Here is a 20,866-nt window from a genome sequence, read left to right on the forward strand (position 1 = left end):
AAGTCAAAACCTACCAGAATTCAATATAAAAATTGCTTTATGCAAGCATTTACGACTATAAAAAGCACGGCCATTCCACTTCCTATTGAGGATGTAGATACGGACCAGATCATTCCGGCGCGCTTTTTGAAAGCAACCACCCGAGAAGGATTTGGTGACAACCTCTTCTGTGACTGGCGCTTTGATCGCGAAGGCCAGCCCAAGAAGGATTTTGTCCTCAATAACCCCACTTATCGTGGAGAGATTCTTGTGGCTGGGAAAAACTTTGGTTGTGGATCGAGTCGCGAGCATGCTGCCTGGGCCATTGGCGATTATGGCTTGCGCGTTGTTGTTTCCAGCTTTTTTGCGGACATATTCCGTGGTAATGCCTTGAATAATGGTATTCTACCGGTAGTGGTAAGTCCTGATTTTTTGGATCAAATTTTTCAGGCCATCGAACAGGACCCCGGTGCTACCTTTACGGTTTCTCTTGAAAATCAGAGTTTTCAAATTGACGCCAGTGGTACTAGTACTACTTTTGACATTGATCCTTACAAAAAGAATTGCCTTCTGAAAGGCTATGATGACATCGACTTCCTACTGAGTCAGAAAGAAGAAATAGAAGCTTATGAAAAAGTATAAAATTGCCGTTCTTTCGGGAGACGGAATCGGGCCAGAAGTAGTTGCTCAAGCCATGAAGGTGCTGGATGCGGTTGGCCAACGCTATGGTCATACGTTTAGATACTGCCACGCGTTGGTTGGCGCCATTGCGATTGATCAAACAGGCGACCCTCTACCAAAGGAGACCATAGAGACTTGCTTGCAGTCTGATGCTGTTTTGTTCGGGTCTATCGGTCATCCAAAATACGATAACGATCCCAGTGCCAAGGTACGTCCGGAGCAAGGATTGTTGAAACTGCGGAAGACGCTGGGCTTGTACGCAAACTTACGTCCTGTAACCATCTACCCCAGCTTACGTGATTTGTGCCCCTTGCGGCCAGAGCGCGTAGAAGGTGTAGATATGTTAATCGTGCGGGAGCTTACGGGCGGCATTTATTTTGGTGAACGAGGCAGAAGTGAAGATAAGCTAACGGCTTTTGACACTTGTACTTATTCCGCATACGAGATTGAGCGTATTGCCCGGATCGGTTTCCAGGAAGCGATGAACCGCCGCAAGCAACTCATGCTGGTAGACAAAGCCAATGTACTGGAATCAAGCCGACTATGGCGGGAAGTGGTGCAAAAAATGGCCCCAGAGTACCCAGAGGTAACGGTCAAATACATGTTTGTGGATAACGCCGCTATGCAGCTTATCCTCTATCCTGCACAGTTCGACGTTATTATTACCAGCAATATGTTTGGTGATATTCTTTCTGATGCATCCAGTGTACTGGCTGGCTCGCTGGGTATGTTGCCCTCCTCTTCTGTAGGTAGTCATACGTCTTTGTTTGAGCCCATTCACGGCTCTTATCCAGAGGCGGCTGGCGAAGATCGTGCCAACCCTTTGGCGACCATTCTTTCAGCAGCCATGCTTTTAGATAGCCTGGAGCTCCACAAGGAAGCAGAGCAAATCAGAGATGCTGTCGCCCAAGTAATGGAAAAGGGACTAGGGACAGAGGACCTGAAGCCTAAAATCAAGTGTACTTGTTCCGAACTTGGTGACATCATCGCCGATATCGTAGAAGACACCGAAAATCACAGCCTGCGCATCCAGAAAATCAGTGATCGCATATCGACGATTATTTAGTATAAAAAACGATTTGAGAATTTTTGAAAACGGAGCTTCGGAGACGAGGCTTCGTTTTTTTTGTTTTTCACCACCAAAGGCACTTAAGTTTTTTTTCTAACTACTTCGGGCTTTGAACCAAAAAAGAGATTATAAGGGCATTTAAGAGGGGGGATTGGATAGGTAAAATCACGAATTCAACATGCGCTCCATTTATGAATGCAACCCACAATTGAACCACTAAAGGCACCAAGGCTTTTTGAACCATATGAGGGATTATAAGGGCATTTAAAATGAGCGGCAAACCAAAAGATTGGTTAACTGGTCTTTATGTTTTTTATTTGGTGAATCATCATTTTTTTTGAACCGCTATGCACTAGCGATGCGTAGTAGTGACGGCCGCAGGCTGGCAGACCCAGCTTTTGCTGGGGCCGAGTGAATAACGAGCTACGAAGCGTAGCGGCCCCGCAAAAGGCGGGGCAGTGCCCAAAGAAAAATTATTCTGAACAACTCCCTTTTCCTATTTTTGGGAAAAATACCTCGGTGATGAAAAGTTTCCCTTTCCCTCGTTTTGCCAACATGCTGTTATTAGGCTTGTTGGTTCCATTTTTTACTGCTGCTCAAACGGCTGAAGATTTCCGTGCCGCTGCCCAGGAAGCGCTGACGGCATTTGACGTACCCGGTTTTTCGGTTGGAGTTATTAAAGATGGTAAAATAGTGATGGCGGAGGGTTTTGGTACCCGCACAGCTGGAAAAGTCGAAGCGGTAGATGGGAATACCTTGTTTGCGATTGCCTCTAACACCAAAGCGTTTGTTTCTAGTAGCATCGTGAAACTTCATATGGAGGGCAAGCTGGATTTGGATGCGCCCGTACGCGACTACCTCCCTTATTTCGAGGTGTATGACGACTACGTATCTAACCACATGATGGTGCGTGACTTGCTCTGTCATCGGGCGGGCCTGGGTACTTTTAGTGGCGATGTGATCTGGTATAAAAGTGCATTGAGTGCAGAGCAGGTTATCCGTCAGGTTATGCACTTGCCTCAGGCATATGAATGGCGGTCCGGTTATGGATATACTAACCTGATGTTTATTACTGCCGGAGAAGTTATCAAGACAGTGACTGGTAAAAACTGGGGAGAATACGTACAGGAGAACTTTTTGCAGCCATTGGGCATGGACAGAACGCAGACCTCGGTGACACCACTGGCAAAGTTGGATAATGTAGCAACCCCACATTTGAGTCGCCATGATAACCAGCCAATTCCCTACGTCAACTGGGACAATATGGGCGCAGCCGGTGGTATTATCTCTAGCGCAACAGATATGCTAAAGTGGCTAGAACTACAGATGGCCGATGGGCAATGGCAAGGGAAGGCAATTTTTCCAGAAGGGCTGACGGCCACGACTTGGCGGCCTCACAATCCACTTGCAGGGGGTACCTCGTTTACAAGTGCTGGCTTGGGGTGGTTTTTGCGAATGCGAGAAGGACACCGCCTGGTTAATCACGGAGGAGGCTATGACGGGATGTACTCGCAGGTGATGATGGCACCGGATGACAACTTGGGCGTGGTGATTTTTACCAATAGTATGACAGGCTTGTCTTCGGCCTTGACCAACTACATCATCAATAGCTACTTGGGTATCTCTACCGAAAACTGGTTATCAAGCGCTATTGATCGACAAAAAAGAGGTGATCAAGCTTGGGAAGACCGCCATCAGGAGCGACTTGATGCTCGTGTGATGAACACCTCCCCTAGCCTATCAACGGCGGCCTACGTGGGTGTTTATGATGACCCAATGTATGGTAAAATAGAAGTAAAACAACAGGGAGAAGCCATGCAACTAAACTTCCTTACGGCCCCGCAACTCAATGCTACGCTTAGTCATTGGCACTACGATACCTGGCTAATCAATTGGGAACAAACTCATGCATGGTTTGATTTTGGAACCGTACAATTTGAATTGGACAATAACCGAAAAGTTACGGGACTGAGCTTTGATGTGCCCAATGATGATATTTTCTTTCATGAGATCAAGGCAGCAAAGCAGTAGCATCTAAGGGGTACGGCTCGCTTCGCGTGCCTATGGTACAGGGTACAGGGATCAGAAAACGCAGAAGGATCAAATCCCTATACCTTCTACCTTTAATCCTTCTACTACTTTCGGCGAATGCCGACGCCGAAGGCATGCCTAGGGCAAAGTCCAGCTTAGTTTGCGTTGTTTTTTTGTTTTAATTTTGATTTTATAAAACTTTTAATTACATTTACATTCTACTTCACCATGTGACGCTGGTGATTCCAATCGAAGGTTAATACCTCTATCGTCAATAGAGCATTCAGCGGTTTTATTTTTGCGTATTGCTTGGCTGCTTCTGAAAAGGAGCAGATGATGACGCACGCCCGGTATGGCCATTGGGTCAGGGGGCGGTTTTGGCGATCTGGCAGGAGGGTGGGCCCTCCACTTGGGGCTGCTATACCCCCTCATCACCACGCCTCCTCTATAAAATCCCTTTCCTTAACCTGAATAAGTCTACGCAATCTCGTACTTTTGCAGCCGCAAATTCAGCAATATGATTACCCTCAGCGATATCTACGTACAGTACGGCAACCGAATCCTCTTGGATCGAGTCACTTTGGTGATTGGAGACAAAGATAAAATTGGGCTTGTTGGCCGCAATGGTGCTGGAAAATCCACTTTATTAAAAATTATCGCGGGTTATCAAAGGTCGGATGAAGGCACCCTCAGTATCCCTTCTGATCGCACCATAGGTTTTTTGCACCAAGAGATGAACATCCCGCAGGGCAAATCCGTCATGGAAGAAACGCTCTCAGCCTTTGCGGAAGTACGAAAAATTGAAGCGCGACTGGCCGAGATCAACAAAGAGATGGCTGTCCGTACGGATTACGAAACGGATTCGTACTTGAAAATGCTGGAAGATTTCTCAACCCTCAACGATCGATTCCTTTTTCTAGGTGGTGATCGAATGCAGGCACAAGCAGAGATGGTTCTTAAAGGTCTAGGCTTTGCACAAGGGGACTTCATTCGCTTAACAGACGAGTTCAGTGGTGGGTGGAAGATGCGTATTGAGTTGGCCAAAATGCTGCTTGCGCAACCAGATTACCTCTTGCTTGATGAACCTACCAACCACCTTGATATCGAGTCTATCATTTGGTTGGAAGACTTTTTACAAACGTACCCTGGGTCAGTTGTCGTCATTTCACACGACAAGCAATTCCTGGACAATGTGACTAAACGTACTGTTGAAGTTGAGCTGGGTAAATTATATGACTATAAGGCCCACTATTCTAAATACATAGAGCTACGGGAAGAAAGACGTGAAAAACTGGGTTCGGCTTATGCCAATCAGCAGAAGGTAATTGCTCAACGGGAGAAGACCATCAACCGCTTCATGGCTAAAGCCACTAAAACAAAGCTGGCCCAGTCGATGCAAAAGCAGCTCGACAAGATGGAGCGGGTGGAGATTGACGAGGCAGATACCAAAGCAATGGTTCTGCGCTTTCCTCCAGCGCCACGATCAGGCACTGTAGTCGTAGACGGTAAAGGTATTAGCAAGAAATATGGCAAATTAAAAGTACTTGACAATATCAGCTTAAAGCTAGATCGTGGAGATCGTGTTGCTTTTGTGGGACAAAATGGACAGGGTAAGACTACACTTGCAAAAATTCTTATCGACGAAATCCCCGCTACTGGCGGAGATATCAAACTGGGTCATAACGTATCTATCGGTTATTACGCCCAGAATCAGTCGGAAGCCCTAAAAGGAGACCTTACCCTTTTGGAAACCCTCGAAAACTCCTCGCCGCCAGAAATGCGAACCAAATTACGTAGTGTACTTGGCGCATTCCTTTTTAGTGGAGAAGATGTTGACAAAAAGGTGTCTGTATTATCCGGAGGAGAAAGAGCCCGTCTTGCGCTGGCAGCGTTGCTCTTGCGGCCTTTTAATCTTCTGGTGCTGGATGAACCTACCAACCACCTTGATATCATTTCGAAAGATGTCCTCAAACAGGCCCTCATAGAATATGATGGTACACTTATAGTCGTGAGTCACGATCGGGAATTCCTTGCCGATTTGACCGACCGTACGATTGAGTTTAGAGATCATCACCTCCATAACCACTTGGGTGATATCAATTTCTTTCTTGAGAAACGCCAAATGGCGAACATGCGGGAGGTAGAGCTAAGTAAATCCAATAATACAGGATTAGCAGAGGAGGCAACAGCATCTGGTCAGCCTAAAGTAGAGTTATCTTACGAAGAGCGTAAAAAGCTTACCCGTGCGCTATCAAATGCGGAGAAAAAGGTAGAACGCCTGGAGAACGATATCGAAAAATTAGAGACCCTAATGTCCGATCCTGATTTTTATTCTCAAAGTGATGCTCAAGATAAGATAGCCCTTCACCAAAAGAAGAAAGACGAGCTAACCGTAGCTATGGAAGAATGGGAGGAAGCACAAATGAATATGGACGAAGCAGAAAATTAATAACCTATTCCGCTTCTTCCTGAAGCGTACGCATTTTATCCAACAAACGATTTAGCTCTTCAGCTTCAGCACAACTCAAATAACCTTTTTCGAACCTCATTTCATTTTCCAGTTCGGCACTGGCTTCTTCCAATAGTTTAAGTCCCGATTCGGTAATACTAACATCTACCCGACGGCGATCTTCCTTAGAAGTTACTCGAACAACCAAGCCTTTAGCCAGTAATTTATCGACTAAACGGCTAGCATTAGACATCTTGTCGATCATTCGCTCCGTTAATAACTTAACCGTGGCCGGTTCAGGATGGCGCCCGCGCAATATCCGCAATACATTGAATTGCTGCCAGGTTAATCCATAAGGCTTTAATATAGCAATGCTGCGCTGGCTTAGCCATGAAGCGGAGAACAATATATTAAGATGAACTTTCTGGTGCTCACTGATAAACTTCGTCTGCTGAATAGCCTCCTCTAATTTCATAGGTTATAATGATACTCGCATAAAATGTTGTGGCCGTAAGCTAACAATAAAATTACATAAATGTTTATTGGCTGCCAAACCTTCTAAAATTATACCTTTGCAGCCCCTAGCCATTCACTGTTTAAATTTTCTGAATTCTTATGAAGATACTTGTTATCGGAGGAGGCAACATGGGCCTTACTTACGCTCAAAGTTTTTTGCGTTCACATATTACCCAAAAAGAGGACATGATGATTCTGGAGAAATCTCCGGAAAAGGCCGTCCAATTGGCTCAACTGAATATTGGTTCCGTCTTCAGCGAACCTAAGGATTGCCTGGGCTTGGCAGATTTAATCATTCTGGCGGTAAAACCTCAAGACGCCCCTACCCTCTTCGACGTGTTAAGGCCGCTCGTTGAAAAACAACAGGTTTATTTATCCATCATGGCTGGTGTTAAGATTAGTACCATTGCCCAAGGGCTAAAGGCTAGCAAAATCATTCGGGCCATGCCTAATCTTCCTGCTCAGATCGGCATGGGAATGACCGCATATACGGCCAGTGATGAGGTGACAAGAATTGAACTGGTGATGGTTCAAAACCTTCTCAATACTACGGGGAAAACTATTTATGTCGATCAAGAAAGTGCCATTGATGCTACAACAGCTATCAGCGGTAGTGGGCCGGCCTATGTTTTTTACTTCATGGATGCGATGATGAAAGCAGCTCGTGGAATGGGGTTCAATGAATCAGAAGCCGAGCTATTGGTTAGCCAAACCTTTCGCGGAACGGTAGACCTTTATAACAAAAGTAATTTCTCTTGTGGGGAATGGATTGCAAAAGTCAGCTCTCGCGGCGGCACCACAGAGGCCGCTATGCAAACTTATCAAGATCGGCTGGTACAAGAGGATATTGTGGCAGGAGCGCAGGCGGCATTGGCAAGAGCCATTGAGTTAGGAGAAAGCTGATTAGTCTAAAACGAAAAATTAAATTGCCCTTCTTCTTCATAAATATCGATGTAGCGTATTCGTACCTCTACCTCCCTTAGCTGTGTGCCTACCAGCTTTACCACTAGGTTATCGCTATTACTTGCTACAATCGTACCCTCACCATAATTGTAACTACCTTTTCTATTCTTGATTTCTCCGGAAGACTTCAGGTATTCTTCCAGGGTATCAAATTTTTGACCATTAGAAAAAAAGGAAATCTCTTTGATAATTGCAGGGCCAAATCCATTATTGGAAAAACTAACAACCATCATAGAGTCTGTCTGAACTATATGATGATCCAAATATGGCTTGACGGAGAGTTTGTTATGCTGATGCCCTAGCCGAACCTGCCAAATAGATACAAAAAGGGCCGACAAGGCAATAACGATAACCGCGTAATCTGAGATTTTCTCTAATTTCATAGCTTATCTATTTTTGTTTTGCTCCCAATATTTTTCCGCTTTAACCAAATCTTCAGGAGTATCGATACCTAAAGATTTGTACGGTGTCACCCCCACAAAGATAGAATAACCAGCGGTCAGCCAACGTAACTGCTCCAAGGACTCCGCTTCTTCTAATGGAGCAGGGGACAATTCTGTTAGCTTCAATAAGACTTCTTTTCGATAGGCATACAGACCTAAATGTTGAAAATGCTTACCTTCTTTCACCCATTCCAACTGATCTACACCACGCAGATAAGGAATTGGCGCTCGACTAAAATACAAAGCTCTGCCGCTAGGCGCAAAGACTGCTTTGACTACGTTGGGGTCAACAATCATTTCAGGTGCTACGATTGGATGAGCAAGGGTTGCAATAGCAACTTCAGGCTGATCAAAAAAAGAGCACAATTGCTTCAATTGTTCAACACGCACAAAAGGTTCGTCGCCTTGAATATTTATGACCACGTCCGTATCCGGTAAATTTGCTGCAACTTCTGCAANCCTGTCCGTTCCACTAATATGATCCGAACGCGTCATCATGACTTGCCCGCCAAAGTGCTCTACGGCATTACTTATTCGTTCATCATCTGTAGCTACGACGACTTTAGAAAATAGCTCACAAGATTCTGCTTGCTCATATACACGCTGAATCATGGGTTTACCACCAATAAGCGCGAGGGGTTTACCTGGAAAACGAGTGGATGCAAAACGAGCGGGGATAATAGCAGTAAACTTCATAGCGTTAAAAATAGTCATTCCCCTTATATTTGCCGAGACTAAGAGAAAACAAAATACACCCTATGCGCTTAACACTCCTGTTGGTCTTCTCGCTGCTTGGATATTTCCCACTACAGGCGCAGCAAGACACTGTTCCCTACCTTTCGTCAACTGATACGCTTTTCACTTATTTGCACCCAATGGGAGAAGTGATGTTCACCCATAAAATCAAAACCAAGCAAACGCTTTTTTCACTGGCCAAGTTTTACGGACTAACCCTCCAGGAGCTTTATGCCTACAACCCGCATGTCAGTGCAAAATACGACCCGGGTGATCAATTAAGTATTCCATTGCCTTTGAAGGCTATCATTCGGCAGGTACCGCCTCCGGCAATGCTCCCTGGCCTGGCCTTGGTTTATTACCGCGTACAGCGTGGAGAAACAGTGTATGGTATTTGCAAACGTACTTTTGAAATTCCCCCAGAATGGCTGATGCTCCAAAACCCGGAGTTATCCAATGGTTTAAAACCAGGTCAGCTATTACGCATTGGCTGGGTATCCACCCAAGGTATTCCTGCGGAATGGCGCGAAGTACGAGGAGGCCCATACGCGCAGATGAATCATCCTCTTAAACTGGAATATTTCCGGCGCTCTGCTGACCGGCGAATTACAGAAGAAAGAGGTGCAGCTACCTGGCCACGCGACCTCGATGACAACTCCGGGTTCTTCTGCCTACACCGTAGTGCTCCTGTAAATAGTTTGGTCGAGGTCTACAATCCGCTGACTCGCCAAACCATGTATCTCAAAGTAAGCGGCAGACTACCCGAGCGCGTATATGATCGTAATACAGTCGTCGTCGTATCTCCATTAGCTGCAAAAGCACTGGGGGTTAGAGATGACCGTTTCTATGTGCATTTGAAACATTATTGAGCCCCCTTGGTGTAAAAAAAGCACTAAGCAATACAATGTATTATATTTTAATTAATATATAAACGAGTGACACAACCTCGCTAAAGAATGTTAATTTTACATTAACATACACAGAGAAAAACATAAGCAACAACTTCCCAAAACTACACATCCCTATGAAAAATTTCTTTTTCTTACTGATAATCCTATGCTCTTTTTCCAGTATTCATTCCCAAACTTGGGATGGCGACGCCATGGATAACGACTGGAACAATCCACTCAACTGGGACACCGATATAATTCCAATCGCAGGTGGCCTTGTTGTTTTCAACCAAACAGTGACGGTTATAAGTACTGGAGCAGTAATACCTCCTGCTCAAATATTAGTTAGTGGCGCAGGCACTGTACTCACCCTCGATTTAGACATTCTAGTCGGTGACGGTGTTACAACAGAGCATGCCATCCGGATGAATGCCAATGCTACATTGGTCATACCTGACACACGAACGCTCACCATCAATGCTCCAGCAACCGAACACGGAATCGTAAACTTCAGTGGCGCTGCAAATGCAGCAGTAACCGTCGATGCAGGTGGCTCTATTTTCATTACTGGTGAACGAGGGATCAACCTCCGAAACAGTAGCTTTGTTTTTACTAATAACGGAATCGTATCCTTGGTATCTTGTGCTAAAGACGGCATCAACTTGGTCGATGGAGCAACATTTAATAATAACGGGAGTCTAACTATTCTTGCAGCAAGCCAAGACGGCATCGATAATTCTGGCACTTTTACCAATACTGGTTCGATCAATATCATTAGTGTTAACAGTAGTGGTATCAACAACCAAACAACAGGGACTTTCACCAACAATGGCCTGATCGAAATCAGTGATGTACTCAATACAACTAATGATGGTGTTTTCTCAAGCGGAACCTTCAACAATCAGAGCTTAGGTGTAATCACAATAGGTGCCATGACTGATGATGCCGTAGATGCCCTCGGTGGTAGCTTTACGAATGATGGTACGATGAACCTCACCGTTAAGGATGGTGCAGCAACGGGAAACAATGGCTTATCTGTTGGATCCAATTCCGCAATCGGTACTTTTATCAATACTGGAATTATTGAAATTGATGGTGGTGCTAATACCCTTGGAACTAGTAGAGCGGTTTATGTTTTTCCAGGAACAGGAGGTGCTACAACGCTTACCAACAATGGTCTGATTACCCTTAGTAACGGTAACCCCAATCAATTATTCTTTACAAAAGGAACTACCATCAATGGCCCTACAGGTACAATCAATACCGGTGACGGGCGCATCAATGTAAACCTTTGGACCTTTACCAACAATGGCCTGATTGTCTCTAATTTCCCCATGCTGCCAGGTGTATTTACAGGCGCATCAGGCACATCCGTTAATGATGGTTTTTTCCGTACAAATAGCAGCTCTTTCTCTAATGGCGCAGGAAGTATTACTGACAATGGCATCAATATGAATGATCCTGCGCAAACCACCTTTAACCTTGCTGGAGCCTGTACTGTTATCATCGGAGGCGCAGGAGCTGGTCAGCTATGGGAGAATATCCTTGGGGACACAGTCACTGTAGCTGGGCCAAATGTTTCTTTTTCTAATGCTTTTCCAGATGTTGCTTCCGCCACTATCAATGCAAGTGGCATTGATGTTTCGCTGACTTTGATTGACATCTGTGCCGCCGCTATTCTCCCCATCGAACTAACAAGTTTCACTGCTCTTCGCAAAGAAAAAAGCGTAATGCTCGAATGGGAAACAGCTACCGAAATCGACAACGACTATATGGCTGTAGAACGTAGTACTAACGCTAAATTATTTACCGAAATTGGCAGAAAGCAAGGTGCAGGTGATAGCAATAGCGCTATCCGCTACCAGCTGGAAGACGCTGCTCCGCTTAACGGTATCAACTACTATCGCCTTCGACAAGTCGATTTCGACGGAACAACGAATTATAGTAAAATCATCTCCGTTAACTTTAAGGGTAATATTGGTACTCCTACCATTGCCATCTATCCAAACCTGGTAAAAACCGGAGAGCATATGGAAATTGACCTAACCCAGTTTCCTAACCAACTGATGACTTTCCAATTGGTGAACAGTCAGGGGCAGATCGTAAATACGTTTTCATTGATGGGAGGAAGTAGACAAGCTTTTGAAGCTGGTAATTTACCAACAGGGATGTATTTCCTCATAAATGCCAATACCACTTCCAAAGCTAGTACAAAGTTTATGGTAATAGACTAAGCTAGTCTTTACTGATAAAACTGGTTAGCAAACGCAGGCCAAAAACAGGGCTTCCCGGGTTAAATACTAGGGAAGCCCTTTGTCTTTTTTCTATGTGAATGTAAGAGTAAGAGGAAAATTTTACCTTTGCAGCCAAATCTCGCTTAAAGTGTCTTTGGGCCGGATTAATGCAAAAAAGGAACTTACCAAATGCAATACCAAGAAAACATTCTACATACCATTGGCAATACCCCATTGGTTAAGATCAACAAAGTTACCGCCGACGTTCCCGCGCTCGTGCTGATGAAAGTAGAGACCTTTAACCCCGGCCACTCTATCAAGGACCGCATGGCACTGAAGATGCTCGAAGATGCTGAAGCCGCTGGCAAACTGAAACCAGGTGGAACAATTATTGAATGTACCTCTGGCAATACAGGAATGGGATTAGCAATTGCTGGTTGTGTAAAAGGATACCGTTCTATTTTCACCACCAGTGATAAGCAATCAAAAGAAAAAATTGACCTCCTCAAAGCACTGGGTGCTGAAGTAATCGTTTGTCCTACAAATGTTACCCCAGACGATCCACGGTCCTACTACTCTATTGCCGAACGGTTGAGTAAGGAAATCCCTAACAGCTACTGGTTCAATCAATACGACAACCTCTCTAACCGACTGGCGCATTACGAAAGTACTGGCCCGGAAATTTGGAAGCAAACGGAAGGAAAGATCACCCATATGGTTGTTGGAGTAGGCACTGGTGGTACCATCTCGGGTACTGGCCGCTACCTCAAAGAGCAAAATCCGGATATCAAAGTTTGGGGAATCGACACCTACGGGTCTGTCTTTAAAAAGTACCACGAAACGGGTGAATTCGACGAAAAAGAAATCTACCCTTATATCACCGAAGGAATTGGCGAAGATATTTTGCCTAAAAATGTTGACTTCGGCATCATTGACCACTTCGAGAAAGTGAGCGATAAAGATGGCGCTGTAATGGCCCGTCGATTAGCAAGAGAAGAAGGTTTATTGCTTGGTTATTCTGCTGGATCAGCAATGGCAGGCTTACTACAGTTAAAGGAGGAGCTTACGCCAGAAGATGTCGTTGTTGTTATTATTCACGACCACGGCAGCCGCTACGTTGGCAAAATCTACAACGATGATTGGATGCGGGAACGCGGCTTCCTTGACACTGAATTACGTGTAGTCGATCTCGTTAAGGGTCGCAAAGCCGAAGATTTTATTGCTATCCAGAAAGACCATACCGTACGTCAAGCTTTCCAAATCATGAAGGACAAGGATATTTCTCAGCTTCCTGTTATGGAAGGAGAAGAAATCATTGGCGGACTAACAGAAAGCACCGTCCTGTCATTCCTTCTTGACAACCCGCTCAACAATGGAGAGAAACCCGTTTCCGATATCATGGATGATCCTTTCCCAATAGTACAATGTGAGACACCATTGAGCCAGTTGCGCCCTTATCTCAACAAGCGTATCCCTGCTGTGATTACCAAAACCCAGGCAGGTACTTGGCAGATTGTAACGCAGTACGATATCTTGCAGACGGTTTAAACCTAATCTTGCTAAAATAAATGTGCCTATGTGGGAGCAATTCTCACATAGGCACAACTTTTTCCATGAGGGGCTTTACCCCACCACAATATTGATCATCCGGCCTGGTACAACGATAATCTTACGTATCGTTTTTCCTTCCAGGTACTTTTGGATGTCTTCCAAACCAGGTGCCGCAGCTTCTAGATCAGCCTTGGTCGAGTCGGCAGGAAAATCAACGGTAGCTCTCGTTTTGCCATTAATAGCAACAGGATAAGTAATATTTTCCTCGATCAACCACTTTTCTTCCAGCGCTGGCCACGCAGCGTGATGTACACTGGTTGTGTGTCCCAGTTTTTCCCACAACTCCTCGCACATGTGTACTGCAAATGGAGCCATCAATACTAAGAGTGGTTCCAAAATAGCGCGTTTGTGGCATTTTGCTTTACCAAGTTCATTGGTCGCTACCATAAAGGCACTCACACAAGTATTAAACGAGAAACGCTCTACGTCTTCTGTTACTTTTTTGATGGCAGTATGCAAACTCTTCAGCTCCTCTTTGGTTGGCTGATCCTCATTCACTACCCATTCATCACGATTATAAAACAAGCGCCAGAAACTATTTAAGAAACGGCTCGTTCCGCTGATACTATTCGTATTCCAAGGCTTAGCTTGCTCAACCGGACCGAGAAACATCTCGAACATACGGAAACAATCGGCGCCGTACTTTGCAACCACATCATCGGGATTCACCACATTGAAGTAGCGCTTCGACATTTTTCCGACCTCTGATTTGGTCACCAAATGGCCAGCATCATTCGTTACAAAGGTAGCGGCTGAATAATCAGGCCGCCATTCGATAAACTGCTTGATGCCTTCTGCATTAAGATAGGATTCATCCCTACCGTATTCACTTACAAAATCAACGTGAACAGGAATCTGAGCAAACTCGGCATCAGGATAGTCCCCCAATTTATCGGCAGATACAAATACACGACTGCTATCTCCCTCGTCTGCTTTGATGAGGTAGATGTACTCGATCACTCCCTGGATCATTCCCTGGTTGATCAACTTGGCAGCATATTCCTTCTGAGGAACAAGTCCCAAATCAGATAGAAAATGGTTCCAAAAACGACTGTACAGCAAATGCCCTACAGCGTGCTCCGATCCACCAACATAAAGGTCTACACCCTGCCAGTAATCTACCGCTTCTTTGCCTACGAAGGCCTCACTGTTGTGGGGGTCCATATAGCGGTACCAGTACCAAGATGAACCCGCCCAACCAGGCATGGTGCTCAGTTCGTAATCGTACTTACCTTGGTATTTCCAGTTTTCAGCACGCCCCAGTGGTGGCTCGCCGGTTTCGGTAGGTAAGTATTTATCCACATCAGGCAGTACCAACGGCAATTCATCTTCCGCAACCAAATAAGGCACATCGTCCTTCCAGTAAGCAGGTACCGGCTCTCCCCAGTAACGCTGGCGGCTAAAGACCGCGTTGCGCAAACGGTATTGAACTTTCCCCTTGCCTATCCCCTGCTCTTCAAGCCAAGCAATCAACTTAGGTGTTGCTTCTTCATAACTCAGGCCGTTAATCATGCCAGAGTTGATATACTTTCCTTCCTTGGTGGCGTCAGCTTCTGTTTCCAGATTTTGCTGTGCATCCAAAATAGGGACGATCGGCAAATCAAAATGGGTAGCAAAACTCCAGTCCCGCTGATCACCAGACGGTACGGCCATTACAGCACCCGTGCCATAACCAGCCAACACGTAATCGGCAATATAAATTGGAATAGGCTGCTCATTGAAAGGATTGATGCAGTAAGCACCTGTAAAAGCCCCCGTCACTTTCTTGACTTCTGCCATACGTTCCACCTCTGAGCGAGAGGCTGCCCAGGTGCGGTACTCGTCTACATTCGCGCGTTCAGCGTCGGTCGTAATTTGATCTACCAAGTCGTGCTCAGGAGCCAATACCATAAAGCTAGCACCATAAATCGTATCTACCCGGGTGGTAAATACTTCGATCTTCGTTGCCTCGTCTTCCGCCAAAGAAAACTTAACACTGGCTCCGACAGAACGGCCGATCCAGTTGCGTTGCTGTTCCTTCAAACTGTACGGCCAGTCAATATCATCCAAACCGTCCAGTAAACGATCGGCGTAGGCGGTAATCCTCATACTCCACTGCGCCATCAATTTACGCTCCACAGGATATCCACCCCGCTCGCTGACACCGTCTTTTACTTCGTCATTCGACAAAACGGTCCCCATGGCAGGACACCAGTTCACATAGCTTTCTTCAGGAAAAGTCAAGCGATATTTCAATAAAAACAGCTGTTGTTCCCGCTCGTTCATCGCATTCCAATCCTCAGCAGAAATAATTGGAGTCTCTTCTTCACAGTCCGCATTAAGGCCAGCATTACCTTTTGAAGCTAAACGCTCGACTAGCTCGGTAATGGGTTTGGCACATCCTGCATCTTTATCAAAATAGTGCTTGAATAACTGTTGGAAAATCCATTGCGTCCAGCGATAATATTCCGGACTACTTGTGCGTACTTCCCTGCTCCAATCAAAGGAAAAACCAAGGTTCTCCAACTGTTGGCGATAGCGATCAATATTCTCTGAAGTAGCAATGGCCGGATGAATTCCCGTCTGGATTGCATACTGCTCTGCGGGTAAACCAAACGAGTCATACCCCATTGGATGCAGTACATTGAACCCTTGTAGTCGTTTGTAGCGTGCATAGATATCCGAGGCGATGTACCCCAGCGGGTGCCCCACATGTAGCCCTGCCCCCGAAGGATAGGGAAACATATCTAAAACGTAGTATTTCGGACGGTCACTTTCGTTAGATACATGATATGTACCTTCGGTTTCCCAGCGCTGCCGCCATTTCTGCTCAATGTCGCGAGCTTGATAATCCATTGGTTAATTCTTCTGGTTGAAAGAAAACAAAGCCTGAACAACATAAAAAGTTCCTGTAGGCCAGCAGGAAATAGGTGCGAAGATAAACGATTCCAGAAAATTATCCTTATTCCTTTGTAGACAAGCAAGTCAAACGCACCAAAAGAGAGGGATACCGTGCGTTTTGTAGCTTTTGCCCTGATAGGCAAGACAAATAATTACATCGTAATTAGGGCATCAAGCAGCAATACAGCTGACAAAAGCGTTAAAACTTTGCTAAAACAAACTAAATGATCCTCCAAAGGACGTTTTTATTTTAATTTTAGTTTTGTTGCTGAAAAGCTCCTTTAGAAATGCGCCCCGGTTTATAAACCAAATTCATTTCGGAGCAACACTACCCATTGTTTTACGCCTCTACTGACACCCGAAAAACCGGCAGAAATTAATTTATTAGACTGACCATTTGTGCTAACGTACAAATGGTTATTTTTTTCCCGTAATTTAGCCGCTGTAGAGGTAATGTATGCCTCATACATACTTTACATAGCACCAAAACACTAAATCTCACAAAAGAAATTGCGTGCTATTCTTTGCCACAGGTTCACTGTGACTATAAAAGCACAAAAAACTCCGTGCCTCAGTGTCTCCGCGGCTAATTATTCTGCAGAGTGTAAACTGTTTCCGCTGTAGGATATAAAATCTAGTTTATGAGAATTTTTATTTGTTGTTGTTTCTTTGCCTTGCTTCTAAACGCCTGTATTCAAGAGCGTCAGACAATTCCAGCAGAAGTGATTGGCCTTGCTCCCATTTATGCCAGCGATGATTGGCAGGACATTCAAATACTCGCTCCTCAAAGCATTGAAAACCTGGGTAAAATTTACTACAAGTCACCCTTTATCTATGCCACCGAGCGCGGGCGAGGCATCCATATTTTTGACAATACTGATCCAGCACAACCTAAGGCCGAAGCTTTTCTGCAAATTGCCGGAAACTCTGACCTTGCCATCCGTAATGGTATTCTTTATGCCAACAATGTCAATGATTTGATAGGTATCGATATCAGCGACCTTGCAGATATTGAGGTAGTCGAGCGATTAGCTAATATTTATCAGGTTACCGGCAGTGATTTTCCCGAAAATTATATTGGGTATTTTGAATGCGTTGATCCAAATCTTGGTCAAGTGGTTGGCTGGTTTGAAACGACAATACGAGAACCAGAATGCTGGCGAGAGTAAATTCTTCCTCCTCGTTTCGTAAAGAATTAATAAAAATTACCATGAAATACTTAGGCGCTATTTTCTTGTGCTTTGCTTTTTTGGCCTGTTCCAACGATTCCGCTGCTACGCTAAACAGTAGCAGCTCTACAGGACAGGGTGGGTCATTGGCGCGTTTCACCGTCGTTGGCGATTACCTTTACACCCTCGAAGTAACTACCCTCAAGTGGTTTAAGGCCGAAGAAAACGGTGGACTAACTCCTCAGGGGGAGATCAGCTTAAACGAAGGGCAAGAAACCATTTTCCCGCTAGATAACTTACTATTTCTGGGTTCAACTTCAGGCATGAGCATCTATGAAATTAGCAGCACAGGAGAGCCCGTTTTTCGCTCCCAAATTGATCACGTTGTCGGTTGTGACCCCGTCGTCGCGAATGATGAATTCGCTTTCGTAACCTTACGCATTCAAAGTTGTGCTGGCTTGTTCCGACCTTTGGCCACCGAAGATGTCCTCAACATTTACAATGTCCAGGATATCCAAAACCCCAATCCTGTAGCCTCCTACCCCATGAATGATCCACGAGGTGTAGGCTTGGCTGGTGATGTCCTCTTTCTTTGTGAAGGAGCCAATGGGCTAAAAGTCCTCGACATCAGCGATGTTAACGACGTGAGTACCATTAGCCAATTGACCAATATTCATGCGAATGATGTGATTGTGCTCAATGATAAGTTGCTGGTCATTGGTCCTGAAAAAATCATTCAGTACGATTACTCTGACCCAGCAAACCTGGTACTGATTTCAGAGATAAACCTTTAGAGCCTTATCAAGGAACATGCAGTATATCGTTATCATTCCAGCCTACAATGAGGAGGAATTCTTGCCCGCAACCATTGATTGCATTATTCAACAAACGCACTTGCCTGCCGCACTGATGGTCGTCAATGACGGTTCCAGTGATCGCACAAAAGAAATTATTGATGAATATGCTAAAACGCATTCCTGGATTCACCCTGTTCACCTTTCACAGGATAAAGGCTACGCTGGGGGCGCTAAAATCGTAAACGCCTTCTACCATGGTTACAATGCCATTCCTCTGGAATCTTATGATTTTTTGGTAAAACTAGATGCCGATATAATATTAGCGCCCAACTATTTCGAGAAAATCACCAATATCTTCAAGAAACACCCAAAAGTGGGGCTTGCCGGCGGACAGCTACTAACCGAAAAAAACGGAAAGTGGGTCTACGAAAACATCTCTGACCGCGATCATGTAAAAGGGGCATTCAAAGCATGGCGCAAAGCCGCATTTGAAGATATCAACGGCATACGATCTACCATCGGTTGGGATTCAGCGGACGAGATTCTCTTGCAATACAATGGCTGGGAAGTAAAGGTTGATGAATCTTTACCGATCAAACACTACCGCCCCTTAGGCACTAAAACCGGTTTAGTAAAAATCCAGGTACGTATTGGCTACAGCTTCTATCGGCTTCGTTATGGTTTTTGGATCAGCTTGATTTCTGCAGCCAAAACGGCCAGTCGCCATCGGCCATTTATTATTTCAGGCTTGGCGGTCATGTATGGCTTCTGCGAGGCTTGGCTGCGTAGAGATAAGTATGCGGTAACCAAAGAGGAAGGCGCTTATTTTCGGCGCTTTCGCCTTGCGCGAATGCTTGGGAAACTCGGCTTTACCCTACCGCTTGATAAATCGGGTATTAATAACCATTAACTGGACTTTGCCAAAGATCCTAGAAGGATTTGAAATAGAAATGAGCATCTTAACCGTTTAATTTCCAACCTTGGTTTTTCACGCTTTTATGGGGAATTAATCCTTCCGTATTTTAAAATCCCAGTACCCTGTACCATAGGCGCGCAAAGCAAGCCGTATCCCAATACGGACTTTTGCCAAAAGTCCAAATTAGTCCTTCAATTTTCCTACATTTGCTCCATGAGTAAGCCGCAACAGCAACCACCTCAACATCGGCCAAATTACCTCTACACCATCATCAGTGTAGCTGCCGTACTTTTTCTATTAGGCTTCTTTGGGCTACTCTTGCTGCAGAGCCAACGACTGACCAAAGTCCTCAAGGAACAGGTCGACATCATTGTTGAACTGACCAATACACCCGCAGATTCCGCAAGGCTGGCACTGGAAAACAAGCTTAGTAAAAGTTCATTTGTGATCCCTCAATCCGTAGAGTTTACTTCACGGGAAGATGCCCTGGAATTGATGAGCGATGACCTCGGCGAAGACCTCCTGAGCCTGGATTTACCCAACCCGCTGTACGATGTTTATACCTTCAATGTAGGTGCGCTTTACCTTACACCAGACAGCCTTCAACGCATCCGCGAAGTACTGATTAAAGACCCTATTATCAACGACGTCTACTATCAGGAAAGCCTCATTGATCAGCTGACGCGAAACATCAAAAGGATCAGTTGGATTTTATTAGGTATAGCTGCTCTTTTTGTCTTACTGGCCCTTACGGTTATTCACAATACCATCCGATTGGCCCTGTATGCCAATCGTTTTCTAATCAAAACACAGGAGTTGGTAGGTGCCCGCTGGGAGTTTATCTCACGCCCCTATTTACGAAAATCACTCTGGCATGGCTTACTTAGCGCATTGCTTGCCATTGGATTGCTCCTTTTACTGCAATTTTGGTTTCAACAGCAAATTCCTGAAATCAGAGCACTTCAGCACCCATTGGCTTTCGCTAGTTTATTTGCAGGACTCATCATTTTAGGAATGGTCATCAACTGGCTTAGCACCTATGTCGTTGTAAGAAAGTATCTGCGAATGCGGGAAGATGAACTCTACTAAAAAACGTGTACCTTTGCCCAATTGAGAAACACCAGAGAATATTCGATATATTTTTTGCGCAATATCAAGGAAACATAATCAATGAGTAATAAGCCTAGCAAGAAGAAGAAGGTTGTTGTAAGCACAACTTCTAAAGATGCTGATCGCAGCCCTGCCACTGCCCGCACCCGCGGTAGTAGTACCGCCTCTACCCAACGTGAACTTACCTTTAATCGCGACACCTATATTTGGATGGGCGTAGGTTTTGCATTGGTATTAATAGGGATGATGCTCATGAGTGGCGGCCACATGCCCAACGCTGATGTTTGGGAGGAAGATATTATCTATAGCTTCCGCCGAACCGTTTTGGCTCCTATCGTAATTCTCGCCGGTCTGGTTGTAGAAGTATATGCAATTTTCAAAAAATAATTCTTC

The 20,866-nt window shown here is 45.0% G+C and carries 17 protein-coding genes; 13 read left to right on the forward strand and 4 right to left on the reverse strand.

Features of this window, described 5'->3' with window-relative positions; translation table 11 throughout:
* Positions 1 to 39 precede the first annotated feature (39 nt).
* The 4 genes from leuD (at position 40) to A3EU_RS0100790 (ending at position 6,209) form a co-directional block, all read left to right on the forward strand.
* Entirely contained in the window at positions 40 to 621 is a 582-nt protein-coding gene (gene leuD, locus A3EU_RS0100770; RefSeq protein ID WP_020534205.1) for a 3-isopropylmalate dehydratase small subunit, read from the forward strand.
* Complete coding sequence (gene leuB, locus A3EU_RS0100775; RefSeq protein ID WP_020534206.1) at positions 608 to 1,726, forward strand: 3-isopropylmalate dehydrogenase; 1,119 nt, start codon at positions 608 to 610, stop codon at positions 1,724 to 1,726. The genes leuD and leuB overlap by 14 nt, the downstream gene beginning before the upstream one ends.
* 525 nt (positions 1,727 to 2,251) lie before the next feature.
* Positions 2,252 to 3,760 carry a serine hydrolase gene (locus A3EU_RS0100785; protein WP_020534208.1) on the forward strand — a complete coding sequence of 503 codons (1,509 nt, stop codon included), beginning with the start codon at positions 2,252 to 2,254 and terminating at the stop codon, positions 3,758 to 3,760.
* 517 nt (positions 3,761 to 4,277) lie between these two features.
* Positions 4,278 to 6,209: an ABC-F family ATP-binding cassette domain-containing protein gene (locus A3EU_RS0100790; protein ID WP_020534209.1), complete on the forward strand. Its 1,932-nt coding sequence runs from the start codon at positions 4,278 to 4,280 to the stop codon at positions 6,207 to 6,209.
* A gap of 4 nt (positions 6,210 to 6,213) precedes the next feature.
* Here A3EU_RS0100790 and A3EU_RS0100795 read toward each other — a convergent pair whose 3' ends face one another.
* On the reverse strand, positions 6,214 to 6,684 hold the full coding sequence (locus A3EU_RS0100795) for a MarR family winged helix-turn-helix transcriptional regulator (protein WP_020534210.1): 471 nt from the start codon (positions 6,682 to 6,684) through the stop codon (positions 6,214 to 6,216).
* 140 nt (positions 6,685 to 6,824) lie between these two features.
* On the opposite strand from A3EU_RS0100795, the gene proC reads away from it, so the two are divergent.
* Entirely contained in the window at positions 6,825 to 7,628 is an 804-nt protein-coding gene (proC, locus tag A3EU_RS0100800; RefSeq protein WP_020534211.1) for a pyrroline-5-carboxylate reductase, read from the forward strand.
* Positions 7,629 to 7,633: 5 nt separating this feature from the next.
* On the opposite strand, the gene A3EU_RS0100805 is transcribed toward proC, so the two are convergent.
* Together A3EU_RS0100805 and kdsB are read right to left on the reverse strand one after the other, a co-directional pair.
* Positions 7,634 to 8,071: a hypothetical protein gene (locus A3EU_RS0100805; protein WP_020534212.1), complete on the reverse strand. Its 438-nt coding sequence runs from the start codon at positions 8,069 to 8,071 to the stop codon at positions 7,634 to 7,636.
* Positions 8,072 to 8,074: 3 nt separating this feature from the next.
* Complete coding sequence (gene kdsB / locus A3EU_RS0100810; protein ID WP_020534213.1) at positions 8,075 to 8,845, reverse strand: 3-deoxy-manno-octulosonate cytidylyltransferase; 771 nt, start codon at positions 8,843 to 8,845, stop codon at positions 8,075 to 8,077.
* A gap of 44 nt (positions 8,846 to 8,889) precedes the next feature.
* On the opposite strand from kdsB, the gene A3EU_RS0100815 reads away from it, so the two are divergent.
* From A3EU_RS0100815 to A3EU_RS0100825, 3 genes are all read left to right on the forward strand, one after another.
* Positions 8,890 to 9,735, forward strand: coding sequence for a LysM peptidoglycan-binding domain-containing protein (locus A3EU_RS0100815; RefSeq protein ID WP_020534214.1), 846 nt, complete (start codon positions 8,890 to 8,892; stop codon positions 9,733 to 9,735).
* 155 nt (positions 9,736 to 9,890) lie between these two features.
* Complete coding sequence (locus tag A3EU_RS0100820) at positions 9,891 to 11,990, forward strand: autotransporter outer membrane beta-barrel domain-containing protein (RefSeq protein ID WP_020534215.1); 2,100 nt, start codon at positions 9,891 to 9,893, stop codon at positions 11,988 to 11,990.
* A 189-nt stretch (positions 11,991 to 12,179) separates the two neighbouring features.
* Positions 12,180 to 13,538, forward strand: coding sequence for a pyridoxal-phosphate dependent enzyme (locus A3EU_RS0100825; RefSeq protein WP_020534216.1), 1,359 nt, complete (start codon positions 12,180 to 12,182; stop codon positions 13,536 to 13,538).
* A gap of 75 nt (positions 13,539 to 13,613) precedes the next feature.
* Here A3EU_RS0100825 and leuS read toward each other — a convergent pair whose 3' ends face one another.
* Positions 13,614 to 16,436, reverse strand: a complete 2,823-nt coding sequence (gene leuS, locus A3EU_RS0100830; protein ID WP_020534217.1) for a leucine--tRNA ligase — start codon at positions 16,434 to 16,436, stop codon at positions 13,614 to 13,616.
* Positions 16,437 to 17,122: 686 nt separating this feature from the next.
* Between leuS and A3EU_RS28940 the strand changes: the two genes are divergently transcribed.
* The 5 genes from A3EU_RS28940 to A3EU_RS0100855 all read left to right on the forward strand — a co-directional run bounded on the left by A3EU_RS28940 (position 17,123) and on the right by A3EU_RS0100855 (position 20,860).
* Entirely contained in the window at positions 17,123 to 17,650 is a 528-nt protein-coding gene (locus tag A3EU_RS28940) for an LVIVD repeat-containing protein (RefSeq protein ID WP_020534218.1), read from the forward strand.
* 41 nt (positions 17,651 to 17,691) lie between these two features.
* Entirely contained in the window at positions 17,692 to 18,444 is a 753-nt protein-coding gene (locus A3EU_RS0100840) for an LVIVD repeat-containing protein (RefSeq protein ID WP_020534219.1), read from the forward strand.
* Positions 18,445 to 18,460: 16 nt separating this feature from the next.
* Positions 18,461 to 19,357, forward strand: a complete 897-nt coding sequence (locus A3EU_RS28945) for a glycosyltransferase family 2 protein (protein WP_020534220.1) — start codon at positions 18,461 to 18,463, stop codon at positions 19,355 to 19,357.
* Positions 19,358 to 19,576: 219 nt separating this feature from the next.
* Positions 19,577 to 20,452: a cell division protein FtsX gene (locus A3EU_RS0100850; RefSeq protein WP_020534221.1), complete on the forward strand. Its 876-nt coding sequence runs from the start codon at positions 19,577 to 19,579 to the stop codon at positions 20,450 to 20,452.
* Between the two features lie 81 nt (positions 20,453 to 20,533).
* Entirely contained in the window at positions 20,534 to 20,860 is a 327-nt protein-coding gene (locus A3EU_RS0100855) for a DUF3098 domain-containing protein (RefSeq protein ID WP_020534222.1), read from the forward strand.
* The last annotated feature ends 6 nt before the right edge of the window (positions 20,861 to 20,866 follow it).

Origin of the sequence: Lewinella cohaerens DSM 23179, from assembly GCF_000379805.1 — a bacterium.
Classification (GTDB): Bacteria; Bacteroidota; Bacteroidia; order Chitinophagales; family Saprospiraceae; genus Lewinella; species Lewinella cohaerens.

What these genes read in the sequence shown, in the direction of transcription:
- A3EU_RS28940 (WP_020534218.1), top strand. Translation starts at nt 17,123, where the DNA reads ATGAGAATTTTTATTTGTTGTTGTTTCTTTGCCTTGCTTCTAAACGCC.
- A3EU_RS0100815 (WP_020534214.1), top strand. Translation starts at nt 8,890, where the DNA reads ATGCGCTTAACACTCCTGTTGGTCTTCTCGCTGCTTGGATATTTCCCA.
- A3EU_RS0100840 (WP_020534219.1), top strand. Translation starts at nt 17,692, where the DNA reads ATGAAATACTTAGGCGCTATTTTCTTGTGCTTTGCTTTTTTGGCCTGT.
- A3EU_RS0100850 (WP_020534221.1), top strand. Translation starts at nt 19,577, where the DNA reads ATGAGTAAGCCGCAACAGCAACCACCTCAACATCGGCCAAATTACCTC.
- A3EU_RS0100790 (WP_020534209.1), top strand. Translation starts at nt 4,278, where the DNA reads ATGATTACCCTCAGCGATATCTACGTACAGTACGGCAACCGAATCCTC.
- proC (WP_020534211.1), top strand. Translation starts at nt 6,825, where the DNA reads ATGAAGATACTTGTTATCGGAGGAGGCAACATGGGCCTTACTTACGCT.
- A3EU_RS0100855 (WP_020534222.1), top strand. Translation starts at nt 20,534, where the DNA reads ATGAGTAATAAGCCTAGCAAGAAGAAGAAGGTTGTTGTAAGCACAACT.
- A3EU_RS0100805 (WP_020534212.1), bottom strand. Translation starts at nt 8,071, where the DNA reads ATGAAATTAGAGAAAATCTCAGATTACGCGGTTATCGTTATTGCCTTG.
- A3EU_RS0100795 (WP_020534210.1), bottom strand. Translation starts at nt 6,684, where the DNA reads ATGAAATTAGAGGAGGCTATTCAGCAGACGAAGTTTATCAGTGAGCAC.
- leuS (WP_020534217.1), bottom strand. Translation starts at nt 16,436, where the DNA reads ATGGATTATCAAGCTCGCGACATTGAGCAGAAATGGCGGCAGCGCTGG.
- A3EU_RS0100785 (WP_020534208.1), top strand. Translation starts at nt 2,252, where the DNA reads ATGAAAAGTTTCCCTTTCCCTCGTTTTGCCAACATGCTGTTATTAGGC.
- A3EU_RS0100825 (WP_020534216.1), top strand. Translation starts at nt 12,180, where the DNA reads ATGCAATACCAAGAAAACATTCTACATACCATTGGCAATACCCCATTG.
- leuD (WP_020534205.1), top strand. Translation starts at nt 40, where the DNA reads ATGCAAGCATTTACGACTATAAAAAGCACGGCCATTCCACTTCCTATT.
- A3EU_RS28945 (WP_020534220.1), top strand. Translation starts at nt 18,461, where the DNA reads ATGCAGTATATCGTTATCATTCCAGCCTACAATGAGGAGGAATTCTTG.
- leuB (WP_020534206.1), top strand. Translation starts at nt 608, where the DNA reads ATGAAAAAGTATAAAATTGCCGTTCTTTCGGGAGACGGAATCGGGCCA.
- A3EU_RS0100820 (WP_020534215.1), top strand. Translation starts at nt 9,891, where the DNA reads ATGAAAAATTTCTTTTTCTTACTGATAATCCTATGCTCTTTTTCCAGT.